This is a genomic window from Sulfitobacter sp. CW3 (genome assembly GCF_019392245.1).
In the GTDB taxonomy this organism is placed as follows: domain Bacteria; phylum Pseudomonadota; class Alphaproteobacteria; order Rhodobacterales; family Rhodobacteraceae; genus Sulfitobacter.
The window spans coordinates 1-23366 of sequence record NZ_JAHXRL010000008.1; the positions used below are offsets into that span (position 1 = coordinate 1).

At 57.2% G+C, this 23366-nt stretch carries 16 protein-coding genes and 1 pseudogene; 6 read left to right on the forward strand and 11 right to left on the reverse strand.

The window, feature by feature from the left end:
- Nucleotides 1–299: 299 nt before the first annotated feature.
- Both KZZ06_RS16090 and KZZ06_RS16095 read right to left on the reverse strand, forming a co-directional pair.
- On the reverse strand, nucleotides 300–3737 hold the full coding sequence (locus KZZ06_RS16090; RefSeq protein WP_219581148.1) for a YhaN family protein: 3438 nt from the start codon (nucleotides 3735–3737) through the stop codon (nucleotides 300–302).
- The gene (locus tag KZZ06_RS16095) at nucleotides 3734–4963 is read right to left on the reverse strand and encodes a DNA repair exonuclease (protein ID WP_219581149.1); all 1230 of its coding nucleotides are present in this window, start codon (nucleotides 4961–4963) and stop codon (nucleotides 3734–3736) included. The genes KZZ06_RS16090 and KZZ06_RS16095 overlap by 4 nt, the downstream gene beginning before the upstream one ends.
- A gap of 143 nt (nucleotides 4964–5106) precedes the next feature.
- Here KZZ06_RS16095 and selD point away from each other — a divergent pair, with 143 nt between their 5' ends.
- Nucleotides 5107–7275 carry a selenide, water dikinase SelD gene (gene selD / locus KZZ06_RS16100; RefSeq protein WP_219581277.1) on the forward strand — a complete coding sequence of 723 codons (2169 nt, stop codon included), beginning with the start codon at nucleotides 5107–5109 and terminating at the stop codon, nucleotides 7273–7275.
- Here selD and mnmH read toward each other — a convergent pair.
- Nucleotides 7268–8314, reverse strand: coding sequence for a tRNA 2-selenouridine(34) synthase MnmH (gene mnmH, locus KZZ06_RS16105; RefSeq protein WP_219581150.1), 1047 nt, complete (start codon nucleotides 8312–8314; stop codon nucleotides 7268–7270). The two genes, selD and mnmH, sit on opposite strands and share 8 nt — an antisense overlap.
- Nucleotides 8315–8575: 261 nt before the next feature.
- Here mnmH and KZZ06_RS16110 point away from each other — a divergent pair.
- From KZZ06_RS16110 to KZZ06_RS16120, 3 genes and pseudogenes are all read left to right on the forward strand, one after another.
- Nucleotides 8576–8821 (forward strand): annotated as a pseudogene (locus KZZ06_RS16110) (glucose-1-phosphate thymidylyltransferase); the annotation flags it as partial.
- A gap of 74 nt (nucleotides 8822–8895) precedes the next feature.
- Nucleotides 8896–9687 carry a DUF2189 domain-containing protein gene (locus tag KZZ06_RS16115; RefSeq protein ID WP_308340029.1) on the forward strand — a complete coding sequence of 264 codons (792 nt, stop codon included), beginning with the start codon at nucleotides 8896–8898 and terminating at the stop codon, nucleotides 9685–9687.
- A 240-nt stretch (nucleotides 9688–9927) separates the two neighbouring features.
- Nucleotides 9928–10443 (forward strand): DUF421 domain-containing protein, encoded by a 516-nt coding sequence (locus KZZ06_RS16120; RefSeq protein WP_219581152.1) that lies wholly within the window; start codon nucleotides 9928–9930, stop codon nucleotides 10441–10443.
- Nucleotides 10444–10495: 52 nt separating this feature from the next.
- Here the strand turns inward: KZZ06_RS16120 and phnE (KZZ06_RS16125) are convergent, their stop codons facing one another.
- From phnE (KZZ06_RS16125) to KZZ06_RS16155, 7 genes are all read right to left on the reverse strand, one after another.
- The gene (phnE, locus tag KZZ06_RS16125) at nucleotides 10496–11302 is read right to left on the reverse strand and encodes a phosphonate ABC transporter, permease protein PhnE (RefSeq protein ID WP_219581153.1); all 807 of its coding nucleotides are present in this window, start codon (nucleotides 11300–11302) and stop codon (nucleotides 10496–10498) included.
- Nucleotides 11299–12099, reverse strand: a complete 801-nt coding sequence (gene phnE / locus KZZ06_RS16130) for a phosphonate ABC transporter, permease protein PhnE (protein WP_219581154.1) — start codon at nucleotides 12097–12099, stop codon at nucleotides 11299–11301. Before phnE (KZZ06_RS16130) ends, phnE (KZZ06_RS16125) begins: the two co-directional genes overlap by 4 nt.
- The gene (gene phnC, locus KZZ06_RS16135) at nucleotides 12096–12914 is read right to left on the reverse strand and encodes a phosphonate ABC transporter ATP-binding protein (RefSeq protein ID WP_219581155.1); all 819 of its coding nucleotides are present in this window, start codon (nucleotides 12912–12914) and stop codon (nucleotides 12096–12098) included. Before phnC ends, phnE (KZZ06_RS16130) begins: the two co-directional genes overlap by 4 nt.
- 66 nt (nucleotides 12915–12980) lie before the next feature.
- Nucleotides 12981–13889, reverse strand: a complete 909-nt coding sequence (gene phnD, locus KZZ06_RS16140) for a phosphate/phosphite/phosphonate ABC transporter substrate-binding protein (protein WP_257884426.1) — start codon at nucleotides 13887–13889, stop codon at nucleotides 12981–12983.
- Between the two features lie 606 nt (nucleotides 13890–14495).
- Nucleotides 14496–14912: a response regulator gene (locus KZZ06_RS16145; RefSeq protein ID WP_308340030.1), complete on the reverse strand. Its 417-nt coding sequence runs from the start codon at nucleotides 14910–14912 to the stop codon at nucleotides 14496–14498.
- Nucleotides 14913–14940: 28 nt separating this feature from the next.
- Nucleotides 14941–16719 (reverse strand): CHASE domain-containing protein, encoded by a 1779-nt coding sequence (locus KZZ06_RS16150; protein ID WP_308340031.1) that lies wholly within the window; start codon nucleotides 16717–16719, stop codon nucleotides 14941–14943.
- Nucleotides 16720–16985: 266 nt separating this feature from the next.
- The gene (locus KZZ06_RS16155; protein WP_257884410.1) at nucleotides 16986–17483 is read right to left on the reverse strand and encodes an Lrp/AsnC family transcriptional regulator; all 498 of its coding nucleotides are present in this window, start codon (nucleotides 17481–17483) and stop codon (nucleotides 16986–16988) included.
- 96 nt (nucleotides 17484–17579) lie between these two features.
- Between KZZ06_RS16155 and KZZ06_RS16160 the strand changes: the two genes are divergently transcribed.
- Nucleotides 17580–21008 carry an indolepyruvate ferredoxin oxidoreductase family protein gene (locus tag KZZ06_RS16160; protein WP_219581158.1) on the forward strand — a complete coding sequence of 1143 codons (3429 nt, stop codon included), beginning with the start codon at nucleotides 17580–17582 and terminating at the stop codon, nucleotides 21006–21008.
- Between the two features lie 61 nt (nucleotides 21009–21069).
- Here KZZ06_RS16160 and KZZ06_RS16165 read toward each other — a convergent pair whose 3' ends face one another.
- Nucleotides 21070–21963 carry a DMT family transporter gene (locus tag KZZ06_RS16165; protein ID WP_219581159.1) on the reverse strand — a complete coding sequence of 298 codons (894 nt, stop codon included), beginning with the start codon at nucleotides 21961–21963 and terminating at the stop codon, nucleotides 21070–21072.
- Between the two features lie 299 nt (nucleotides 21964–22262).
- On the opposite strand from KZZ06_RS16165, the gene KZZ06_RS16170 reads away from it, so the two are divergent.
- The gene (locus tag KZZ06_RS16170; protein WP_219581280.1) at nucleotides 22263–23357 is read left to right on the forward strand and encodes a carboxynorspermidine decarboxylase; all 1095 of its coding nucleotides are present in this window, start codon (nucleotides 22263–22265) and stop codon (nucleotides 23355–23357) included.
- Nucleotides 23358–23366 lie beyond the last annotated feature (9 nt).

Here is a 23366-nt window from a genome sequence, read left to right on the forward strand (position 1 = left end):
GTGTCTGCTTGTCTGCGTCTCCGGTAAGGGGGGTTCTAAGGTTTGTTCCAAATACCCGCAACCCCTTTTTTCGGTTTTTTCGTCTTTAGTCAAAAAACCTTCACAAAAGCCTGTTTTACTGGCGTTTCAGGCATTCGATTTCTTGCTGTGCCACGCAAGCCAGCAGCCGGAAACTCCATTTTTCAATCATTTCGGGTGTTTTGGTGGTGTGAAGCGATTCACATTCGGTGGAATCGCACCGGAATCGGCGACTCGTTCACAGAATTTGGCAGGAATCAGGTCCCTGCCCTATATGCGCCCTATAATTGATGGACGCGCAGCTGATCACCGCAGGTTTTGCGCGCTATATCCACGACGTGCTGGTGATGGGTCAGATAGATCGCCTGCCCGGTCTGCCCAACACGCTGCATCAGCATACAAGCCGCGCGGGTTCGGGCCTCATCAAAGGTTTCGAACACGTCGTCACAAAAGAACGGCAGGATGCGTCCGTTCTGCGCCATCTGATCATAGGCCGCGGCACGCAATGCCAGATACAGCTGGAACCGTGTCCCCTTGGACATGTCGGCGGCCTCTTTCAGCGTCATGTCGGATGTCTGCACAGCTTGCAGAATATCCCCGTTCCGCGTCGGCACTGTTTTCAGTTGCCCATAGGCCCCGTTTGTCAGTTCCTTAAATGCCTGCTCGGTCGCTGCCAGCATTCCGCTTCTGTGGGCATCACGATACCGGCGGATCGCTTCTTCCGCGAGGATATGACCAAAGCGCCCCTCAAGGTATCGCAGCACCGCGTCTTCCATCTGTGCCTCGATTGTCCGCTTTTGCGCGACAAGCGATGCAACCGCGTTATCAGCCCCCACACCATTCAGGGCTATTTGCGCAGCCATTCGTGTTTCAATCGCCCGTTCCAATGAAGTGCGGCTTCGCAGCAAGTCTTGGGTGACAGTACCCAGCGCGACCTCGGACGCATCAGCTGGGTGACTATCTAACAACGCGGTGGCCGCTTCGGATGATGATACACCCAAGACCGACAATAGTGTGGTCAGCGTATCTTGTACCTTGGCCCGCAGATCGATCGCATTTCGGGCAACGGTTGTCGCGGTGCGCAGGTCTTCTAGGGTTTGCGTCGGAATCGCCGCATCAAACACCTGCGCGATCAGCTGCACCTGTTCATCCAGCACCTTGATCTGCTGCGCCGCTTCCTTTGCTGCAGTCTGGTGATGGGCATGTCGTGTTTCCAGCTCTCGGCTTTGGCGGGCAAGCTCCTTGGCCTCGGCAATCTGCGCTTGATAAGCGGCATAGCGTTCCAGGCCGGTTTTGCCGGTGTCACTCTCCAGCTTGATCTCATCCAGGCCGCGCTCGAACTCGGTGATATTGGCGGACATGGTTTCGACCTGACGGCGCAGCTTGCGGATGGTTTTGTCGGTCTGTGCAATCTCGCGCAGGGCGCGGGTTCCGTCCCATGTCAGCGGGTCCGTTTTTAGGTCTGGTATATAGTGTGTGACCGCATCTGCCCAATTGCGCCGCGCCGCATCTCTTGTGCTTTGGTTTTTTTCCTCGGCAGCACTGCGGCGGTCGGCTTCGGCTTTGGCGGATCTTGCGCCTGTTTGGGCAGATGCCAGCGCTTGTTTATGGGCCTCGTCCCCCGCCAGCTGTGCCTTGGCCAGTTTCAGCACGCCAGCAAGTGATCCGCTATCCACACCTAGTATAGTGTATAGGGTCTCTTTCAGGCGCTGCACCTGCGCACGCAAATCTGCTTGTCCGGTCTCAAGCGTGACAAGCTGGGCGGCGGCCTCGCCCGTTTGGTAGGCGTCACTTACCCAACGTGCGAAATCATCTGCATCTAGGGCAAGGGGCAACCCGTGCTGTTCTAGATAGCCGCCCAACTGCGCGTTCAGCTTTTCCACGGTCTCCAGCGCCGCATCATGCCGGGCCTTGGCCTGCTCATGTTCCTCGCGCGCCTCGATCTCGTGGCGCTGCGCCTGACGGGTTTCGGCGATCTCTTTGCTTTGGGTGGCGCGCAGCTTGGTCTGGGCATCATCTGTCTGCATCGCCGTCTCGAACGCATTGGCCGATGCGGCGTCCAGCTTGGCCTTGTGGACCTGCCACAAGCCGTCGCGGGTTTCGCGTGTGGCAGCGGCTGTTGCGTCATCAATCAAATCGGGCAGTGCTTGCGACAGCTTGACCTGCGTTCGCGCGTGATCCCACCGCGTCTGCGTCGCCGCCCGCTGTTGCGCGGTGGTGTCGGCAGCCCGCTGTGCCTGCGCCAACTCCGCGTTTAGCTGGGCAGCTTGGGCCGGGGTCACCTGTATCTCGGGCAGCGTATCGAATTTCACACCGGGTCGGGCCAACTTGCGCAAAGCATCAACATGCGCCTGCGTTGCTGTTGCAAGCCTATGCTCGGCCTCGCCGTGCCGCGCCAAAATGTCTTCAGCATCTGCTGTCGCGATCACCCGATCCAAGCTCGGATCGCCCGTCACGTTCAGGCCAGCCTCTTCGACTTGGCGCATGGCCTCTTGCAGCTTGGCTTGCGCGTCCTGTGCTTCTTGGCGGGCGGTGGCAAATGCCTTGTCCGCATCGGTCAGTTCTGCCTTTAGCCGCTCCATCGTCGCGAGATCAGCTTCGCCTAGAACATAGCGGCCCAAATCACCCGTGGTGGGCAACAAGGTTCCGGACAACTGCGCACGTAACTCTGCCTGTTCGTGGTCAAGCTCGGCCTGACGCCGTGGCAAATCCAGCAATCCAGTTTGCGCACGGCTTTTCAGTTCTTCCAGCGCGCCAAGCTGATCCGCCGCATCCAGCGCATTCGGATCAACAACCACACCGCCGCGCTGCGCAGTAATCGCTTCTATCTCGTGAACCGCCTGATCATATGCCGCCGTCAGCGCCACGCGCTTGGTCATCAGATCAAGCAACTGCTCAGGATCGATATCCAATGCGGTTGGGTAATGGGCGATGGGTTTCAACTGCGCCTCAAGCTCGCGCAACTGTGCTGCCAAAGGATGCGCTTTTAGCAGGTTTTCCAGCTCTAGCTTGCGCAGGGCCAGATCTTTCTCTTCGCCCCGCAATCCGGTCTCAAGCGTTTGGGCATTCTCAAGGTCACTGCGCAAGGCACGGTAAGCGGATGCGCTGACATCTTGGTCTTTTATCTGCTGATTGACCTCGGCCAATTCCGCCTTCAGCGCCGCGAATTCTGATTTCGTGCCACCTTTGCGATAAATCTCAAGTGATCTGGCGTTCACATCTTCCAACACCTGCGACAGATCACTGATCCCCGCCGCCGCCGAAAACAACAGCTTGCCGATATCACCTTTGCTTTTGGTGATCTCCTCGCCGCCGGCCTCGATGGTTTCATCGTCCAGACACAACAGCTTGCGATATTCATCGACCGACAGATCGCGCAGCGCATTCGTTAGTACAGTATCAGGAGTAACCTGCCCTTGCGCGTCCAGTAAATTCGGTTCGCGTTTGGACAGCCGGGTAAAGCTGTGTGCGGCCCCATCAATTTCGACCACACCGCCAACACGCAGATTGGCACGCTGATGCTTGAACGCATAAGGATCATTTTTCGGAAAGCCGAAGAGAAGACGCAGATAGCCTTCCATCAACGTGGTTTTACCCGCCTCGTTGGGGCCAAAAACGATGTGAAAATCCGATCCGCCTGCCGGTGCTTCGCCAAAATCGATCTTGCGGTCGGTGAAGTGACCAAAGGCGTCCAGATCCAGCTGGCGCAAGCGCATCATTCGCCCTGCCCCCGCATCTTGGCGACCATCGACAGGATGGCATCATCCGTCAGGCGGGCCAGCAACGCGTCTTGCGCCGCTTCATCTGGTACCAGATCGCGGCGGCGGTCGGCGGGTAACAGCGCCAACATCTGATCCAGCTCTTTGCCCAGATTATCCCGCGATGCAGGCGATGTGGCAACGTCATGCATCAGGTGCTCGACTTCGCCCACAGCACTGTCTGCGCGCGCCGAGGATGGCGGCGATACATCTAATAAAAGCTTCTCAAGCCACAGCCCGCCGATGTTTTCGGCCATCTGCGCGATTTCAGCCTGCCAGAAATCCGCAAGCTGCCGGACACGCCAAGCCATCGTGGTTTGCCCCGTCAACCGCAGCCGCAAGATCGCAGCGCCCCTGCCCGCCTCGGCCTTTAAACAGTGCCGCAAGGCATCGCGCACGTCGTCATCTGTTTCAGCGCCCTCGACCACACAGGCGCAGGCGCGAAATTCCAATAGGGATGTGGGCAATTCCGATACGTCGATTTTCCCGTCCTGCACTGTCAGGATGGTGGCGGATTTCGGACCAGCCTCGCCGATGTCGCGCCCTTGGGGCATGCCCGGCATCACGATCCAGGGGTTCTGCCCATGCACCTGCCGTTTATGCACATGCCCAAGCGCCCAATAGTCAAAATCGGTCTGCGCCAGTTCCGCCACCGAACAGGGCGCATAAGGATCATGGCCCGCCGCCCCCATCAGCGACGTATGCATCATTGCGATGTTCACCGCCCCCGGCACCGGGGCCTTGTATTTGGGCAGCAAACTTTCGGGCGCATGGCGGCCCCGAAAACTGACGCCATGTATATAGACAGGATGATCGCCCAACTGGACCATGCCCCCCTTGCCATCAAACACATGCACATTGGCGGGCAATGCAATTTCGCCAGCAACGGGGTTTTCCGCGTCGTGGTTCCCTTTGATATAGAACACCTGCACATCCGCATCCGCCAGCCGCTGCATTTGCCCAGCGAGATAGGCGGCGGTTTTGGCGCTGCGTTCCTGACCGTCGTACAGATCACCCGCAATCAAGAACGCCGCGACGCCTTCGTCGATACAGTACTGCACCATCGTTTCCAGCGCATGACGGCTGGCACCTCGCACCTGCGCGGCAAGGCGGTCATCCTTTAACGCCAAGCTGCGCAAAGGCGAATCCAGATGCAGGTCGGCAGTGTGCAGAATGCGAAGTGTCAAAAAGATCGGCCTTATCGCAGGAAAAAGTGCTGTGCATTCTTTGTCACGCAGTTCACTTTCGGTTGCAACCACTGGCTGCTGCTTTGATCCTTGGGGATCAACGCGATATGACAACCGCAGCCCTGATCCAGAAAGCGCGCAACATGAATACGCCTGATGTCCCCCTGACCCAAGACCTTCTGTTGGTTGGGGGCGGACATGCCCATGCTTTGGTGCTGCGAAAATGGGGGATGAACCCGCTGCCCGGTGCGCGGCTGACGGTGATCAACCCCGGCCCGACCGCGCCCTATACCGGCATGTTGCCCGGCCATGTGGCGGGTCATTACAGCCGTGACACCCTCGAGATTGATCTCGTGCAGCTGTGCCGTTTCGCTGGGGCGCGGCTGATTTTGGCACATGCCACAGATATTGACCGCACCGCCCGCCTGATCACAGTCGAGGGACAAGGCCCGATCGCCTATGATGTCGCGTCGATCGACATTGGCATCACGGCGGAAATGTCGATACCCGGCTTTGCCGATCATGCCGTCGGGGCCAAGCCGCTGGATGTCTACGCGCAGCGCTGGCGTGATTTTGTCACGGCTGCAAAGGATGGGTCCGTCGCCCCCACAGTTGCCGTTATCGGCGGCGGGGTTGCAGGATGCGAACTGGCGCTCGCGATGTCGCACGCGTTGCAGCAAGCGGGCGTCGAACCCGCGGTTACGGTGATCGAGGCGGGGCCGCAGATATCAGGGGTCGGCGACATTGCACGGCGCAAATTGATACGCGCAATGGCACAGGCCGGCATTACCCTGCGCACCGACGCGCGGGTCACTGCTATTGAGCCATCGCAGGTCCTGTTGAACGGCCAAGACCCGGTACAAGCTGCATTGACAGTGGGTGCTGCGGGCGCATTTCCGCACCGGTGGCTGGCCGATACTGACCTGCCCCTCATCGACGGGTTTATTGAGACAACACCCGATCTGAGCATCAAGGGGGATACATCCATTTTTGCGGTCGGCGACTGTGCGGCGATGCCCTTTGCGCCGCGCCCCAAGGCCGGTGTTTTTGCCGTGCGCGCAGCCCCCGTGTTGCACCACAACCTGCGCGCGGCATTGACGGGTGGCCCCCGCAGGACATTCCAACCGCAAAAGAACTACCTCAAGCTGATTTCCCTTGGCGGTAAATCTGCGATGGCGGAAAAATTCGGGCTAGCGTTTTCCGGTCCGCTGCTGTGGCGCTGGAAGGACCGTATTGACCGCGCGTTTATGGACAAGCTTGATCACCTGCCCCACATGAAACCCGCCCGGCTCCCCGACGCAGTAGCCCTTGGCGCGCGCGAGATCATGCAAGAAAAACCCCTGTGCGGTGGCTGCGGGGCCAAGGTGGGCGGGGCGCTATTGGCCGATGCCCTGTCGACCCTCGATATACGCACAAACCCGCAGGTGGTGACAGGCGTGGGCGACGATGCCGCCGTCGTCAAACTGCCGGGCGGCGGGTTTCAGGTGCTCAGCACGGACCACCTGCGCGCCATGATCCACGACCCCGTTCAGATGACCCGCATCGCGGCTGTTCATGCTTTGGGCGATGTCTGGGCAATGGGGGCCGCACCACAGGTTGCCCTGTCCAGCCTGATTTTACCGCGCATGTCCCCACCCCTTCAGGCTCGCAGCCTGCGCGAGATTACAGATACAGCCCGCGCAGTCTTTGACGCCGCGGGGGCCACGTTGGTTGGTGGGCATACAACGATGGGGGCTGAACTGACAATTGGTTTTACCGTCACCGGCACGCGCGACACGATGCCCATCACTATTTCCGGCGCGCAGCCCGATGATGTCTTGCTGCTGACCCGCCCGATCGGATCTGGCGTCATGATGGCGGCGCATATGGACGGAACAGCCCGTGGGCGCGATGTTGCCAGCACCTTGGCGATTATGGAGCAACCGCAATCACAGCAAGCCGAAATCCTGCGCGATGCCCACGCCATGACAGATGTGACCGGATTTGGTTTGGCAGGCCATGTGCTGGCGATGTGCAAAGCGTCAGGTTTGCGCGCAACCCTACGCCAAGCGGATATTCCGGTTTATCAGGGTGCGCGCGCCTTGTCCGACGCCGGTGTCGCTTCCTCGCTTTTGCAGGCAAACCGCGAAAATGCGCCGACCCAAGGGATTGATGATCCGTTGATCCATGACCCTCAGACGGCTGGTGGGCTGCTCGCAGCGCTCCCCCAAAAGGCGGCCGAAAATGCCCTAAGGCAGCTTGAAAGCAAGGGATTGCATGGTTGGATTATCGGCACGCTTCAAGACGGTACGCCTTCTGTAACCCTCAAGTAACGCGCCGCGCCAAATCCTGTGCCGCTTGCGCCAGGGTGCTTTCGTCCAGATCATCCAGCGCGATCACCTGATCCGCCGTGACGGACCGCGCCATGGATTTGGCATAGCGGGGGTCGTAATGCGCTTGCATCAATCCGGCGGCCAATTCTTCCCACGCGCCCTCATCCGCTAACGCATGCCACGCCGCGATGACATCGGCAGCGTGATACGGGCGCAGCATATCAATCTGATCATGCAACCGTCCGCTGTTATTCGTCAAATCCGCATAGGCAGTGGCCAAAAACCGGGCACGCGCGGCAATCGGGGCCTGCACTTCGATCCGGGGGGCATCGCGCATCGCGTGCCACAGGGCCGATGGCACCACCCGCGCCCCGATCTTACTGCTTTCCGCCTCGATCCACGTCATGCGGGTCGGGTCCATATTCTCTAATTGCGCTGCAAGCCGCGTCTCGAACATCTTTTGCGACGGCTGCCCACCATCGCGCGCACCGAACAATGACCCCCGATGGTTCGCTAGCCCCTCAAGGTCGATGACCTGCGCCCCGGCTTGGGCAAGATGATGCAGCAGCCGCGTTTTTGCGGTGCCCGTTCCACCTTCGATCAGGGTCAGCTTGTGGGGCAGCGGGGTGTCGTACATCTTATCAACCACCAACCGCCGATAGCTGCGATATCCGCCCTGCAACAACTGCACCCGCCAGCCGATCTGATCCAGAATCGTGGCGAAGGACCCCGACCGTTGCCCGCCGCGCCAGCAATAGACCAACGGCTGCCAGCCTCCGGGTTTGTCCGCTAGCGGCCCCATTAAATGCCGCGCCGCGTTCTGCGCCACCAAAGCCGCGCCAATCTTGCGCGCCATAAAGCTGCTGTCCTGTTTGTATATCGTGCCGACCTTTGCACGTTCCGCATCCGACAGAACCGGCAGATTGATCGCGCCGGGAATGTGATCTTGGGCAAATTCAGCGGGGGATCGCACATCAATGATCGTATCCGCCCCGCAAGAGGCGATATCAGGCAGATGATTTAGGCGAAGAAGGTTCATTGCACGCTTTCACAGCTGGGAAGCTTCAGTTTTAACTTGTCCGTTAGGAACGTCCAGCGTCTTGCAGCCGACAAATGCGCGTTGGCCAAGCATGGCATTGCCATTCCCTTTGTGCAGGACAAACATTCACTGTCAATGACGCCGGGGGGGGGGCTTTGTCACCCGCGCCCGAGGCCAAGATTATCAATAAATGTTCCGACTATTACGCCCGGTCCATCAAGGGCGCGTGCCCGGGACGATCCGGATATCGTGATCGGCTGGCGCATGGGCCGCGGCTATGCCTGGCTCGATACCGGCACCCACGGCAGCCTGCTGGACGCGGGGAATTTTGTCCGCACGCTGGAAACCCGCCCGGGCCTGCAAACCGGCAGCCCCGACGAAATCGCATTCAACCAAGGCTGGATTAGCGCAGCAGAACTGCAAGAACGCGTAAAGCTGTTCGCTAAGAACGACTATGGGAACTATCTTGAGGGGTTGTTAACACAGCCAAATCACGGCCGGTTTTAGGTTGATCCACGTCAAGGACCCGCGCGCAAATCATGTCATTGTGGCACCACCGAAACTGGGGGAGCGTGCCAGCCGTGACAGAAACCGCAAGTAATCGAACGCCGGCCCTAGGTGCGCCACAGTTTCGCGCTGTCACCGTCGCAGACCTGTTGCAGGCGCTCAAACTTGGATGGGCGGACTTGCGGCGCGCGCCGTTATTTGGGCTTGGGTTTGCCGCGGTTTACGTGATCGGCGCTTGGGCGATGGCGTGGATCACCTGGCAAACTGGAACGACCTTCTGGCTGGTTCTCGCCGTGTTCGGCTTTCCGCTACTTGGTCCCTTTATCGCTGTCGGCCTCTACGAAGTGTCGCGCAAATTACAGGCAGGGCAGCGGCCCGGCGTATCGGAAGTTTTGGGCGTTGTCATGTTACAGCGTAAACGGTCTCTTCCCATGATCGGGGCCATCAGCATTGTGATTTTTTTGTTCTGGTTCTTTCTGGGCCATATGATCTTTGCGCTGTTTCTGGGCCTCTCGCCGATGTCCAACATTTCATCCTCGGCCGAGGTGTTTTTGACCCCCAACGGGCTGGCTATGTTGACAGTCGGCACCATCGTAGGGGCGATATTCGCGCTTCTTTTATATATGATCACGGTTCTGGCCATCCCCATGGTGCTGGACCGAGAGGTCGATTTCGTCACTGCAATGGCGACCAGTTTTAGCTATGTCGCACGCAATCCGGTCGTCATGCTCGGTTGGGCTGTTTTCATCGCCACGCTGACTTTGGTATCGCTAGCGCCACTGTTTCTAGGGCTTTTTGTCGTGCTGCCGCTGCTGGGCCACGCCACGTGGCATCTATACCACCTGCTGATCGTTCAGCCGGAATAACTGGCCAAACCATCACGCAACGTAAGCTCCGCAAGCCCAACCATAGGCTGCCCTTCCTTTGACACTGCAAGGCCTCTGCATCGGAAAAAATCCCGGCTTGCACGATAGTTTTGGATGTCTCTCTGGCGGGCTTGGCTGATTGCCCTACATCGAGACGTGCAGGGCGCGTTGCCGTGCAGCGGCTTTCAGCCCCTCAGTGACGCGGCCCATGAGGCCCTATGCCAAACAAGGAGTAGACACGTGTTTTTTGACAATTCCATGCTTGATGCCATCGCCCGCGGCGGATTTTTGAGTGTTTTCGCCCTGTGCTGGATCATTCTTTTGGTGCGCATCGTCGGTTTGCGATCGTTTTCCAAGATGACGAATTTTGATTTCGTCATGACGGTTGCAATGGGGTCACTTTTGGCCGGCGCATCCCAAGCCAGCGACTGGACAGGGCTTGTCCAAATTCTAACCGCGATGGTCAGCCTTTTTGCAGTGCAGTTCGTGGCATCCATTCTTCGTCAGCGTAACGAAATGATCGCTAATATATTGGAAAATACACCTGTCTTTCTGATGCGTGACGGTGTGATCTTACATGACGCATTACGCGCAACCCGTGTGTCGGAAAGCGATCTGATCGCCAAGCTTCGCAATGCGAACGCGTTGGACCTGTCCACCATCCACGCCGCCATTTTGGAAACCACGGGCGACGTATCAATTCTGCACGGTGACAAGATGGATCAGATTATTATCAAAAATGTGGTCAACGCTTAGGTAGGGCGGATATCTCAGGTGGCGGGTTTGCCCCGCCACCTGAGATCGCGGATTAGATAATAGCCTTGCGTACCTGCGCGGAAATCCATTCGCTAAGCACCACAGTCGCAAGGATAAGCAGCAGGATTACGAACACCTGATCCCACGCCAAGATGGCTAGTGATGCGTTCATCTTAAGGCCCAGCCCGCCCGCGCCGACCAGCCCCAGAATGGCGCTTTCGCGAATGTTGATATCCCAACGAAAGACAGAGATGCTCCAGAATGCGGGCAGGATTTGGGGGACGATCCCATAGGTCAGAACTTGCGCAGGCCCTGCCCCGGTTGCTGTGATCGCTTCGATCTGGCGGGGGTCTGTTTCCTCGATCGCCTCGTATAGCAGTTTGCCCACAAAGCCGATCGACCGCAGCGCGATGGCAATGATCCCCGCCAACAAGCCGGGCCCGATAATCGCCACCAACAGCAACGCCCAGATCAACGAATTGATCGACCGCGAGGTCACGATGATAAACAACGCAACGGGCCGCAGGAACGTGGTTGAGGGTGTCGTGTTCCGCGCGGCCAGAAAGGCGACCGGAATCGCGATAAGAACACCACCAACAGTGCCCAAAGTCGCGATATTCAACGTATCCCACAGCGGTTTCATCAATTGCGGCAGGTAGGCCCATTTGGGCGGCATCATGCGGCTGCCGATATCTAGGGCCTGATCGGGGGCATCCCACACAAAGGCCCAGATCGTGTCTTTGGACATGATCTGCCAGCACCATACAAACAGCGCCACAAGAGCAAACCAACCCAGCCACAGGATCGCCCGCTGGGCGGGGGCGCGGTGCGCCCATTCACGAGGTAATGTTTGGGTCATTGCAGGAACTTCCGCAGATAGCTTGAACTATATTCCGCCACCATCACGATGGCGATGATGATCAGCAAGATTGCCCCGGCGCTGTCATATTCGTACCGGTCAATCGCAGTATTCAGCGTCGCACCAATGCCGCCTGCACCAACAATTCCGATCACCGCGCTTTCGCGGAAATTGATATCCAGACGGTACAGCGACAACCCGATCAGACGCGGCATAATCTGCGGCTGGATCGCGTAATTCAGCATTTGCAGCCAAGACGCACCGGTGGACCGGATCGCCTCGACCTGCGCTTCGTCGATCTCTTCGATCTCGTCGGCCAACAGCTTTCCAATGAAACCGATGGTCGCGAATGAAAGCGTCAGAAAGCCCGCAAAGGGACCAAAGCCGAACATCGCCACCAGAAAAATCGCCACAATCAATTCCTGCAACGACCGGCTGATCGCAATGACGGCGCGGCAAAACACATAAATCTGGCGCGGAACGATATTGCGCGAGGCGCCGATGCCAAACGGGATCGACACCAGCACCCCCACGACGGTTGACGTCAACGTCATCGTCAGGCTTTCGGTCAACCCTTGGCTGATGTCCTTCCAACGGCTGCTGAAATCAGGCTGCAGGAACCCCATGATAAACCTTTGCCCGCGTTCCAAACCTTCGGAAACGCGTTGCCAGTTCACCTCGACCGACCCAAGCGCCAGCACCAGATACACCAAGACGCCCAATTGCAGGGCAAGGCGAACACGCTTGTCCGACACAATTTGTGGTGGGCGCCGCCATGTGCCGGGATAGCTGCTCATGCCATGACCTCAGCGGCGTCTTGGATATCCAAAGGGACGCTTGCGTCGTCGTCATCTTCGCGGCGCATCGTGTTCCAGTCTTCGGCACCGTAAATTTCGGTCAACGCAGCTTCGCTCAGATCGGTTGGTGGTCCGTCAAATACCACCGTGCCTGCGCGCAGACCGACAATGCGTTCCATAAAGGATTGCGCCAAAGGCACATCGTGAATGTTGACGATGGCGGGCAACCCCCGCTCGGCGCAAATCTCGGTCAGCAGACGCATGATCTGACGGCTGGTTTTCGGGTCCAGGCTGGCTGTCGGTTCGTCCACCAGCAGCAGATCGGGTGTTTGCATCAGGGCGCGGGCAATGCCGACCCGTTGGCGCTGGCCACCAGACAACGCATCGGCGCGTTTATTGGCATGCTGTAACAGCCCCACGCGGTCCAGCAGCTCATACGCGCGGCGAATATCCTCTGCCTCGAAACGGCGCAACCAACTGCGCCAAAACGGAACATATCCCAGCCGCCCGGACAGAACATTTTCCATCACGGTCAAGCGTTCAACCAAGGCATATTCCTGAAAGATCATCCCGATCCGGCGGCGCTGGTGGCGCAGATCCGCGCGGCCCAGCTGGGCAAGGTCGACATCTCCCAGCCATACCTCGCCCGAGGTCGGTTCAACCAACCGGTTGATGCATCGGATCAGCGTCGATTTACCGGCCCCCGATGGGCCGATCAGCCCCACGAGCTGGCCTTTGTCGATCTCGAGCGTCACATCGCTCAGGGCTGTGTCACCCGTCTTGTAGGTTTTCGACAGGTTTTTCAATTTCAGCATTCTGAGCGCTCCGAAATGCAACAGGCGGGCTGTATTGCCCGCCTGTTTTGGTTAGTTCTGAGAAAGTTACTGGCAGTTATAAACGACGCCGTTCGCATCGTCGATTTTGCGGATCACTTCCCAGTCTTTTTTGAACGAGATTTCGATGAACTGCGCTTCGCCGCTTTTGCCGAACTCTTCTTCCAAGGCAGACCCTTCCCAATCGAACGAGAAGAAAGCCTCTTTCACTTTGGCTTGCAGGTCGGGCGTCAGGTTATGGGCCACGCCATAGCCCGTGGTCGGGAATGTTTGCGAGGTGTAAAGGGTGGTAAGCTGGTCGTTGCTGACCACGTCACGTTCCACCATCCGCGCTCGGACAGAGTTCGCGATGGCCGCGGCGGGATAGTCTTTGTTCGCAACGCCCAGGATCGAATTGTCGTGCTTGCCCGAAAAGACAGGTTCGAAATCACGGCCCGCTTCCATTTCGAAATCCGCCTTGAGGATCGCTGATGGTGCTTTGAAACCCGAATTCGATGTCTCGGAGGTAAAGGCGAGCTTGTTGCCTTTAATGTCTTCGATTTTTTCGATGCCGGAACCGGGGTACGAGATAATTTCCATCTCGTAGCCAAACGACCCGTCTTCGGCCGCCATCATAGCAAAAGGACGCAGACCGCCACAGGCCACAGCCAACGGGTTTGACCCTGTGTTAAAGCCCGCGACGTGCAAACGACCAGCGCGCATCGCCTCAATCTGGGCGGCATTGGATTGAACCGGGAAGAACTGAACTTTTTTGCCGGTTACTTCGCTCATGTGGTCCAGAAAACCGGCCCAGACTTCGGCGTAGACCGCAGGGTCTTCGACAGGGGTATAGGCGAAAATCAGCGTCGACGGATCAATTTGATCAGCGGCATCTGCCGGAATGTCTGCGATCAGATCACCATCGGTATCGGAGTAACGATCACTTAGCTTGAATTCGGCAAAAGCGGGTGCTGCCATGGTCGCGAGCAGCGCAACAGCAGAGGCAGCCTGTTTGAAGTATGTCATTGTATCTCCCTAAAAATATTCATCCTAATGCCCTGACAGAGCTTGATATTTCCGGCCATGTTTCAAGGGTAATGCCCTTGCTTCCAATGCCCTCCACATCGATACCTGTCACGCATCCAACGCCTAATTCCCTACATCCGCCGCCGAATTTATGTCAAACGCAAACGTTACTTAAATCATTGATTTTACAAAACTTTCACATTTCTCGACTGGGGTTATTAGCCGCGATCCTTGCTGCCATTCGGACATTAGTCAACGAAAAATCACGCAGGCAGCGGGGCCGCCGATCGAAACACCGTGCAATCGCAGGCTCTGGCGCAACGCCACGCAACGGCGGGTCAAGCAAGCACAAACCCCAACTTGGCGACCAAGTCCGGAGAGGGTGAAATTCCGTAAATTGGCTGGGCCGCCAGACAATACCTGAAACAGGCGCGCTTGTTCGGGCAGCGTGGTATCGGCCGGAAGAGTGGTGTGTGGCCCAGACCCCATTTGAACCGGCGCCTGTACCCGCGAACATATCCCGACAAACCTATCACCGATGGGAATGGGTTTACCGGTTCACGCTAAAAATAGGCTTTGTTCGTTTGGCCCGCATGGCAGTTCGCAAGTCGTCCAATAGCTTTGCAAGGTTTGCAGGACAGACTTCATGCCTTCTTTATTGTGGCGCTTCACAATATAGCCGTTCACTCTTTCAGCATAGGCTTTCTCGATATCTTGCGCGCTATCTGACGTTGTGAACATGAAAACGATGCTGCTGGACGCGCCGCTGTTCGATCGAAGCTCTTTCAGAAACTCGTGCCCGTTCATCCGAGGCATATTGATGTCCAGCAAAACCATAAACGGGATCGGCAGCGTCCCAGAGTTAATAACCTCCAACGCCTCTATTCCGTCTTCCGCCCGCTCGATAAAGGTACCCGGCGCAATTTTTGAAATGGTCCGCTCGACAATCATTGCATCAAGCGGGTTATCCTCCACCAACAAGATATTCATCTGTCGCGCCATGTTAAGCAACTTCGCTCAACTTAGGGTCTTCGGATGATTGAGTGTTCGGCCAGAAAAACGTGAATTCAGCACCTTCTTTTTCGGATGATGATACTCCGATATTATAGCCGTGCCGCTGTACTGCCTTTTTAACGATGGCCAATCCGATACCGGTGCTTTCCGGCTCTTCTCCTTTGCGAAGTGTCTGGAAAACGTCGAATATTCTGGCATGGAACTCCGGTGAAATACCGTTTCCGTTATCCCTGACGGAAACTTTCAGCCGGCTGCCCTGATCTTCTATGTTCACGTCAATCTGCGCTGCCGCAGGATCGGGGTGGTACTTGAATGCATTCGTAATCAAACTTTCGACGACACGGCGGAAGTTATGGCTGTCGCATGTTATTTTATCGACCTCTGAGGAAAGCCGTATCTGAGACCGATCAACACCGATATCTACCACGAAATCTTCGATCAACTCCTCAAGAGGCATGACGGGTGGTGCCTCGGCTTCATAGTTGCCGATGCGGGAGAATTCCATAATTCCCCTGGTAAGATCATTCATCCGGTTTACCCGCTCGCGGATCATCTTGAACTGGGCTTTAATTTCGACCTGGTCATCAAGGGGGCCGTAAATTTCCTCGAGGTCCTCCTCGATCACGTCAGCCAAATAGCCTATTCCTCGTACCGGTGTCCTCAGATCGTGCGATGCGATATACACGAATTGTTCGATTTCAGCGTTAGCTTGTTCAAGGTGTTTGGTTTTTGCGCGCAAATCCACCGTAAGCTGGCGCGCATAGCTTTGTGCGCGACGGTTGGAACGCGCGAGCATCACCAGCAAGGAAAACACCAAGATTTCGATGATCAACCCACCAATCAGGATCAGCGTAGGTTGTTCTGAACCGTTTTGTTGCCGAAAGGCCTTGTTCGTGCGGATATCAAGGATCCAGTTACGCCCATACATATCAAGGGTAACGGTGTCGGAGAACATCGGATTATCGTCTCGCAAAGGATCATCGCCGCTGTGTTCATCATAAATCACTTTATCACCGTCGCGAATGCTGAACCGGACCTCGCGCAGGCCTTTTGACAACAGCCCCTCGACCAATTTGGGCACAACGAATGCCGCATATACGACACCGGCAAAGCGTTCCTGCCTCGCCTGAACCGTTTGTGGCTTCCCGCCGCGATAAAAAGGCGTGTAAAATAGAAAACCCGGAGTGTGACCGGTGTCTTGCATCAGGACAATCGGCCCCGTGATCTGGGCGTTGCCACTGTCGCGAATGGCCAGCACGCCCTCCCTGCGATTTGTCTCATGGGCCACATCAAAGCCGACCACCGCGGTGTGTAACTCTTCGGGTTCAATATAGGTAATCGGCAGCATGAAATCTTGATCATGTTCCGGATGGGCCGCAAAGTCGGGCCCTTCCGCAGATCGCGCAGCCTGAAACTCTGGATAATCATCCCTTTCAACATAAGAGATTACGCCAAAGGTATTCGCGCCGGGATACCGCTGTCGTATTTTCAAAGAGTTGGCAAAGGCCTTCCAATCCAGACGGGTGGTCTGACCGTTGAGGGCATCGACATGTGCCACACCGGACCACAACGCGTCTTCGTATCGGGACATCCGATCAACGATCAGGCCAACGGTACGATCCTTGGCCGCGTGAAACCGGTTTTCAACCTGTATATCAATTTGATGCCTTGAGTAGAGATATGCACCAACCGTCATTGCCAAAGACATCAGAACGATGGTGATGTGCAAAATGGAAACTCCCCCCATATGCGGTTCTGAAGACTTCACAGTGGGCACCCTTTGAAAAAGTCGAAACGACTAGATTTGACAGGGTATTCATCCGGCATACGTGTTAACTTTTGGTGAAAATGCGGCATCCCGACATCGCATTCATCAGGGTTTGACCCCTAAAATTACCATCAAAAGCAGATAGAAAATTGCGCGGCGCCTTTTGCCCGTTGATTGCCGACGGGCTACAGACGCGCCCTGCCGGGAACCGCACGAACCGTTTCGTTGATGACGGGGTCGCCAAGCTGACGGCGTAAATTACCGTTTTAAACGGGAATTTTGCTCGTGTGCTTTATCCGGCGCAACGCGAACAAGGTCGAGGTGCCCGCGACGCAATCAAGATCAAGCAAGCGGCGCATCAATACGTCTTCGAAATCGGCGATATCCTGCACCACCATATGCAGCATATAATCCCAATCCCCGGTGACCGAATACGCCTCAATGATTGCGGGTTCCGCGTCGATTGCCTGCTGAAAGGCAGCGCGCGCTTGGGCGTCCTGAGACTTCATCCGCACTTGGCAATACACGTCCATTCCGCGCCCGACTTTGGCCGGATCGACAAGGCGCACGGGCGGGCCAATGATACCGTGTTCTTCCAGACTGCGGATGCGTCGCCAGATCGTGGCGGCAGAACTGTTCGTCGCCTCGGCAAGGTCCGCGACGCTCATCGAGGCATCCTCTTGCAGGATCGAAAGCAGCTTCGACTCGATTGAACTAAGCGACGCCATATCGTTCATAAACTCACCATATTTGAAATGATTCATTCATCAGTATCGCCATCATACCCACCATTGAACGGTATTTTCAATGCGGACGATGTATTTAAATCATAACCAATCCACACCGATGCGAGGCTGCCCGTGACCGATCAAACCCCAATCCTGAAAGACTACGAACTTAGCGACAGATATACGCGGACCACGGGCCGGGTGTTCATGACCGGAACCCAAGCCATTGTGCGTATGGCGCTGGATCAGGCGCGCCGCGACCAGGGCAACGGGCTGGACACGCGCGGCTATATCTCTGGCTATCGCGGATCGCCGGTGGGGGGGATCGATCTGGAAATCGGGCGCAATGCTGAAATTGTCAAACAGGCTGGCGTGACTTTTCTGCCCGCTGTGAACGAAGAATTTGGCGCGACGCAGATGATCGGCACGCAACAAATTGAAAGCGACCCCGACAAGCAATGCCTTGGGGTGTTCGGCCTGTGGTACGGCAAGGGGCCCGGCGTGGACCGCGCTGGTGATGCACTGAAACACGGCAATGCCTATGGGTCGTCGCCCCATGGCGGCGTGTTGGTGGTCGCCGGCGATGATCATGGCTGCGTATCGTCTTCCATGTCTCATCAATCCGACGTGGCATTTATGAACTTTTTCATGCCAACGCTGAACCCGGCCAACGTGGCAGAATTCCTGCCCTTTGCCGAATGGGGTTATGCGCTCTCGCGGTTTTCGGGGATGTGGGTGGGGTTCAAAGCCATCTCTGAGACCGTCGAATCCGGCATGTCCTTTGATCTTTTACCCCGGCGAGAGTTCACATCACCCGATGACTTTACCCCGCCTCCCGAGGGGCTGCATTACCGCTGGCCCGACCTGCCCGGCCCCCAGATCGAGGCGCGGCTTGAGCATAAAAAGGCAGCCGTTCTGGCATTCACCCGCGCCAACCCGATTGATCGGGCCGAATGGGACCATCCTGCGCGGTTCGGCATCGTCACAACCGGCAAGGCACATCTGGACGTGCTAGAGGCCCTGCGCCTGCTGGACATTGACCAGACCCGCGCCGCCGAGCTGGGCATTGATCTGTACAAAGTCGGCATGGTCTGGCCGCTAGAGCATGAAGGCGCGTTGGCCTTTGCCCAAGACAAGGATGAACTGCTGGTTATCGAGGAAAAGCGAGGCATTATCGAAAGCCAGCTGAAAGAGCATTTCTATGACTTCCCCGGCCGCAAACCGCGCCGTATGGTCGGCAAGCGCGATGAAAATGGCGACCGGCTGATCCCGTGGACGCAGGAATTGGGCCCGGTCATGCTGGCGCGCCACATCGCCAACCGGTTAGAGCGTAATTTTCCCGACCTTGACCTGACCAGCGTCACTGACAAGGCCAGCGCCACGCCCAACCCGATTCAAATCCCCGGCGCGACCCGCACGCCCTATTTCTGTTCGGGTTGTCCCCATAACACATCCACCAAAGTCCCCGAGGGCAGTCAGGCCCTTGCGGGCATCGGGTGTCATTTCATGGCAAGCTGGATGGGCCGGAACACAACGTCGCTGATCCAGATGGGCGGCGAAGGTGTGAACTGGGTGGCCCGGTCGCAGTTTAACGGCAATCGTCATATTTTTCAGAACCTTGGCGAAGGTACCTATTATCATTCGGGGTCACTGGCCATTCGCCAAGCCATCGCAGCGGGCACCAACATCACCTATAAGATCCTGTTCAATGATGCCGTCGCCATGACCGGCGGACAGTCGGTGGACGGCCCCATTTCGGTCGAGGCAATTGCCACTTCGGTTCTGGCCGAGGGGGCCAAGAAAGTGGTGATCGTTTCCGATCAGCCCGACCGTTTTCATCGTGCCGATCTGCCGCGCGCCGTCACAGTGCATCACCGCCGCGAACTGGACCGCATCCAGCGCGAATTGCGCGACGTTCCCGGCACCACAGTTCTGATCTATCAGCAGACCTGCGCCACCGAAAAACGCCGCTTGCGCAAACGTGGCAAGATGGAGGACCCTAAGAAATTCGCCGTCATCAACCCGCTGGTGTGTGAGGGCTGCGGTGATTGTTCCGTTGAATCCAACTGCCTGAGCGTTGAACCGCTGGAAACCGAATTTGGCCGCAAACGCAAAATCAACCTGAACACCTGCAACAAGGACTTCACCTGCGTCAACGGTTTCTGCCCCAGTTTCGTCACCGTCGAAGGTGGCACGCTGAAACGCGGCGAAGCCCGTGGCACGGCGGCGTTTGACCGACTATCGAAAACCTTGAAAGACCCGGTGCAACCCGATCTGTCAAAGCCTTGGGATATCGTCGTGACGGGTGTCGGCGGCACCGGGGTCGTGACCGTCGGGCAATTGGTCGCCATGGCCGCCAACCTTGAGGGGAAAGGCGCGTCGGTGCTGGATTTCATGGGGTTTGCCCAAAAATTCGGCCCGGTCATCAGCTATATCCGCATGGCCAACAGCGCTGCGCAGGTCAATCAGGTGCGGGTCGAACCCGGCTCTGCCGATGCGTTAATCGGCTGCGATATCGTGGTCAGTTCATCCCCCAAGGCCTCAACGACCTATCACGCGGGGACGCGCGCTGTGGTGAATACCGCCGTAATGCCAACCGGCGATTTGGTGCAAAACCGCGATGCGGACCTGAACGCCGATACCCGCCTAATGGCCATATCCAAGGGTGTTGACGGCGCGCAGTTGCACACGCTTGATGCCAACGCCCTGTCCGAGGCCTTGCTGGGTGACACGGTGTTTGCCAACGTCATGATGCTGGGGGCCGCGTGGCAAGCCGGATTGGTCCCGCTATCGCTGGTGGCGCTGATGAAAGCCATTGATCTGAATGGCGTCAAACCGGACCAGAACAAGCGTGCCTTTGGCTGGGGGCGGTTGGTGGTGCAGGACCGTGCAGGGGTAGAGGCCGCCGCGACCCTGCCGATCAGCGCGGTTCAGACGCTGGACCAAATGATCGAACGTCGGGCGGCATTTCTGGCCGAATATCAAAATGCAGCATGGGCAGACACCTTCCGTGATGCGGTCGCAGACGTCCGCGCCGCTGAAACCGCCGCCACCGGAGCGGCAGGCCCGCTGACCGAAGCAGCCACAAAGGGGTTGTTCAAGCTTATGTCCTATAAGGACGAGTACGAGGTCGCCCGCCTGCACAGCCAGACGGGATTCATTGAGGGGCTGAAAGACAGGTTCGATGGCGACATCACCATCCGTCACCACCTTGCCCCGCCCATGCTATCGGGTGCGAAAGACGCCCGTGGACGCCCGGTCAAGCGCAGTTTCGGCCCATGGATGCAGGTTGCATTTACCCAACTGGCGCGGATGAAACGCCTGCGTGGCACCCGCCTGGACCCCTTTGGCTATACCGAAGAACGCCGGATGGAACGCGCCTTGATCGCTGAATATCGAACGGTTCTGAAAACGCTTGCTGTAGGCCTGAACGCCAGCAACGCCAAGGAAGCAGCCCGCATCGCAGCCATGGTCATGGATATCCGCGGTTTTGGCCCCGTCAAAGCCGAAGCTGCGGCGCGTGTACGTGGCCAAATTACGGAAAGTTTGCAGGCGTTTTGAAAGGCCCGCTAGCAACTGCGGTGGGCATCACAACATATGCGCCGCTGCCGGCCTGACCTGATCAGGCCGGCAGCGGTTTGCGTTTGCGAACACTGATCAACAATCCGATCGTCAGCACCACAAGCGCGAAAATACCGACCAGGCTTAGGCTTTCGCCCAAAATCAGGGCACCCAATATGGCCCCGCCACCCGGCACCGCCGCAAGGATGAAAGACGTGTTTCCGTTGCCGATTGTCCGCGAGGCATAGGCGATAAAGAGAAGACCGATCAGGTTCGGCACAAAGCCTTGATAGATGGCTTGCAGCACCAGCGGCCCCATGGGTGCCGTGGCTATGCCGGACGGCAGCCAAAGCGCCCAGATCGGCAGATAAAGGACCGCATTCACGATCGTTCCGCAGAAAATAATCTGCATCGCGCCAAGCTGCCACCGCTCGGACAGGATGACGTAGGACGAGAAAAACAGCGCACCAATCAGAAACAATATGTCACCAATCCATGCGTTTTCCCCACTGCTGGCGCTGGCGTCAAAGGACAGCGCGACCGCGGAAACAAGGATCAGACCCGCCCCAATCATTTGCCGAAAGCTGGGCCGCATCTGCGTTATAAAGACGGCGAAAATGATGCTGATCAGCGGCAGTAGCCCGTTCATGAAAATCCCGCCATGCGCGGCGGGCGCGTATTTAAAGCCGGAAAAGACAGTGAGGATATAGATCGGGCCCAAGATAAACGAGACAACGGCGATCTTTTTCAGGCTCAGCCCCCGCCACGGTTTATAGTACAAGCAAAGCGGCACAGCCACCAGCGACGCCAGACCATAGCGGAACGCAGCCAAATCATAGATCGTCAGCCCGCTGTTATTGGCAACCCGGCTGACGATCAGCCAGAATGACCAAACAAATACGATGCTCCACGCGGCGGCATAACCGGTGAGGTTGCTGGGAAGGTTGATTGGCATATGCGAAGTGTTTGACCTGATGGGGAAATAATGGGCCGTGGCCCTAGCAGTAGGTTTAGGCCACCCCATAAGCAAGGGCATGCCCGCAGAAAAGACAAGCAGCGCCAGGTGTATGGGTCAACCTGTTATGGATTTCGAACAGTTTTCAGCGTTGCCTTGTTCAGGCAGAGCCGCTAAACGCCCCTTTCGAAAAAGCGGCAGACGACGTACCATATCGCCACATCATTGAAATGATGTTCCAATATTTCCTTAGGGTCAGCGCGCAGGCGCACGACATGGACCCAATGAAAGGTTTTGCTGTGCAGACCCCCTATTACCTGATCGACAAATCCCATCTCCTTGGCAATCTTGAAAAGATCGCACAGCTGCGCGCGGCCTCCGGGGTCAAATGTTTGCTCGCGCTGAAATGTTTTGCGACGTGGTCGGTCTTTGATTTTATGTCTGAGTATATGGACGGCTCGACGTCGTCGTCACTCTACGAGGTTCGGTTGGGCCGCGAAAAGTTCCCGGGCGAAACCCATGCCTATTCAGTCGCTTATGCGGATCACGAGATTGATCAGGTGCTGGCCCATTCCGACAAGATCATTTTCAATTCCATCGGCCAGCTGTCGAAATTCGATCGCGCGTCCCAAGGGCATGTACGCGGGTTGCGGGTCAATCCGGGCGTGTCCACGTCCGAGTTCGACCTGGCCGATCCTGCCCGCCCCTTTAGCCGCTTGGGCGAACATGACCCGTCCGAGATCGCCAAGGTTGCCGATCAGATCAGCGGTTTGATGTTTCACAACAATTGCGAAAACGACAGCTTTGACCGTTTCGACGAGATGCTGACGTTGATCGAGGACCGCTTTGGCGCGTTGATCCACGACATGGACTGGATCAGCTTGGGCGGCGGCGTTCACTTTACCGGCGAAGGGTATCCGCTGGACCGTCTTGCCGCGCGCCTGAAAGCATTTGCCCAGACCTATGGCGTGCAGGTTTACCTTGAGCCGGGCGAAGCGGCGATTACCGGCGCAGCAACGCTTGAGGTGACGGTGCTGGATACGATGCATAACGGCAAAAACCTTGCCATCGTCGACAGCTCGATCGAGGCGCATATGCTTGACCTGCTGATTTACCGCGAGCCTGCAAAGATCGCCCCGAATGTGGGGGAGCACGAGTGGATGATCTGCGGTAAATCCTGCCTTGCTGGCGATATCTTTGGCGAATTCCGCTTTGACGCACCGCTCAAGGCCGGGGATCGCATTTCGTTTCAGGACGCTGCCGGATATACCATGGTCAAGAAAAATTGGTTCAACGGCGTCAAGATGCCCAGCATCGCAATCCGCGAGCTTGATGGAACCACACGCATGGTGCGCGACTTTGACTATGACGACTTTGCCGCAGCACTGTCCTGAACACACTAA

What these genes read in the sequence shown, in the direction of transcription:
- phnE (WP_219581154.1), bottom strand. Translation starts at nt 12,099, where the DNA reads ATGAGCAGCTATCCCGGCACATGGCGGCGCCCACCACAAATTGTGTCG.
- phnE (WP_219581153.1), bottom strand. Translation starts at nt 11,302, where the DNA reads ATGACCCAAACATTACCTCGTGAATGGGCGCACCGCGCCCCCGCCCAG.
- KZZ06_RS16165 (WP_219581159.1), bottom strand. Translation starts at nt 21,963, where the DNA reads ATGCCAATCAACCTTCCCAGCAACCTCACCGGTTATGCCGCCGCGTGG.
- KZZ06_RS16090 (WP_219581148.1), bottom strand. Translation starts at nt 3,737, where the DNA reads ATGATGCGCTTGCGCCAGCTGGATCTGGACGCCTTTGGTCACTTCACC.
- KZZ06_RS16155 (WP_257884410.1), bottom strand. Translation starts at nt 17,483, where the DNA reads ATGAATCATTTCAAATATGGTGAGTTTATGAACGATATGGCGTCGCTT.
- mnmH (WP_219581150.1), bottom strand. Translation starts at nt 8,314, where the DNA reads ATGAACCTTCTTCGCCTAAATCATCTGCCTGATATCGCCTCTTGCGGG.
- phnC (WP_219581155.1), bottom strand. Translation starts at nt 12,914, where the DNA reads ATGCTGAAATTGAAAAACCTGTCGAAAACCTACAAGACGGGTGACACA.
- selD (WP_219581277.1), top strand. Translation starts at nt 5,107, where the DNA reads ATGAATACGCCTGATGTCCCCCTGACCCAAGACCTTCTGTTGGTTGGG.
- phnD (WP_257884426.1), bottom strand. Translation starts at nt 13,889, where the DNA reads ATGGCAGCACCCGCTTTTGCCGAATTCAAGCTAAGTGATCGTTACTCC.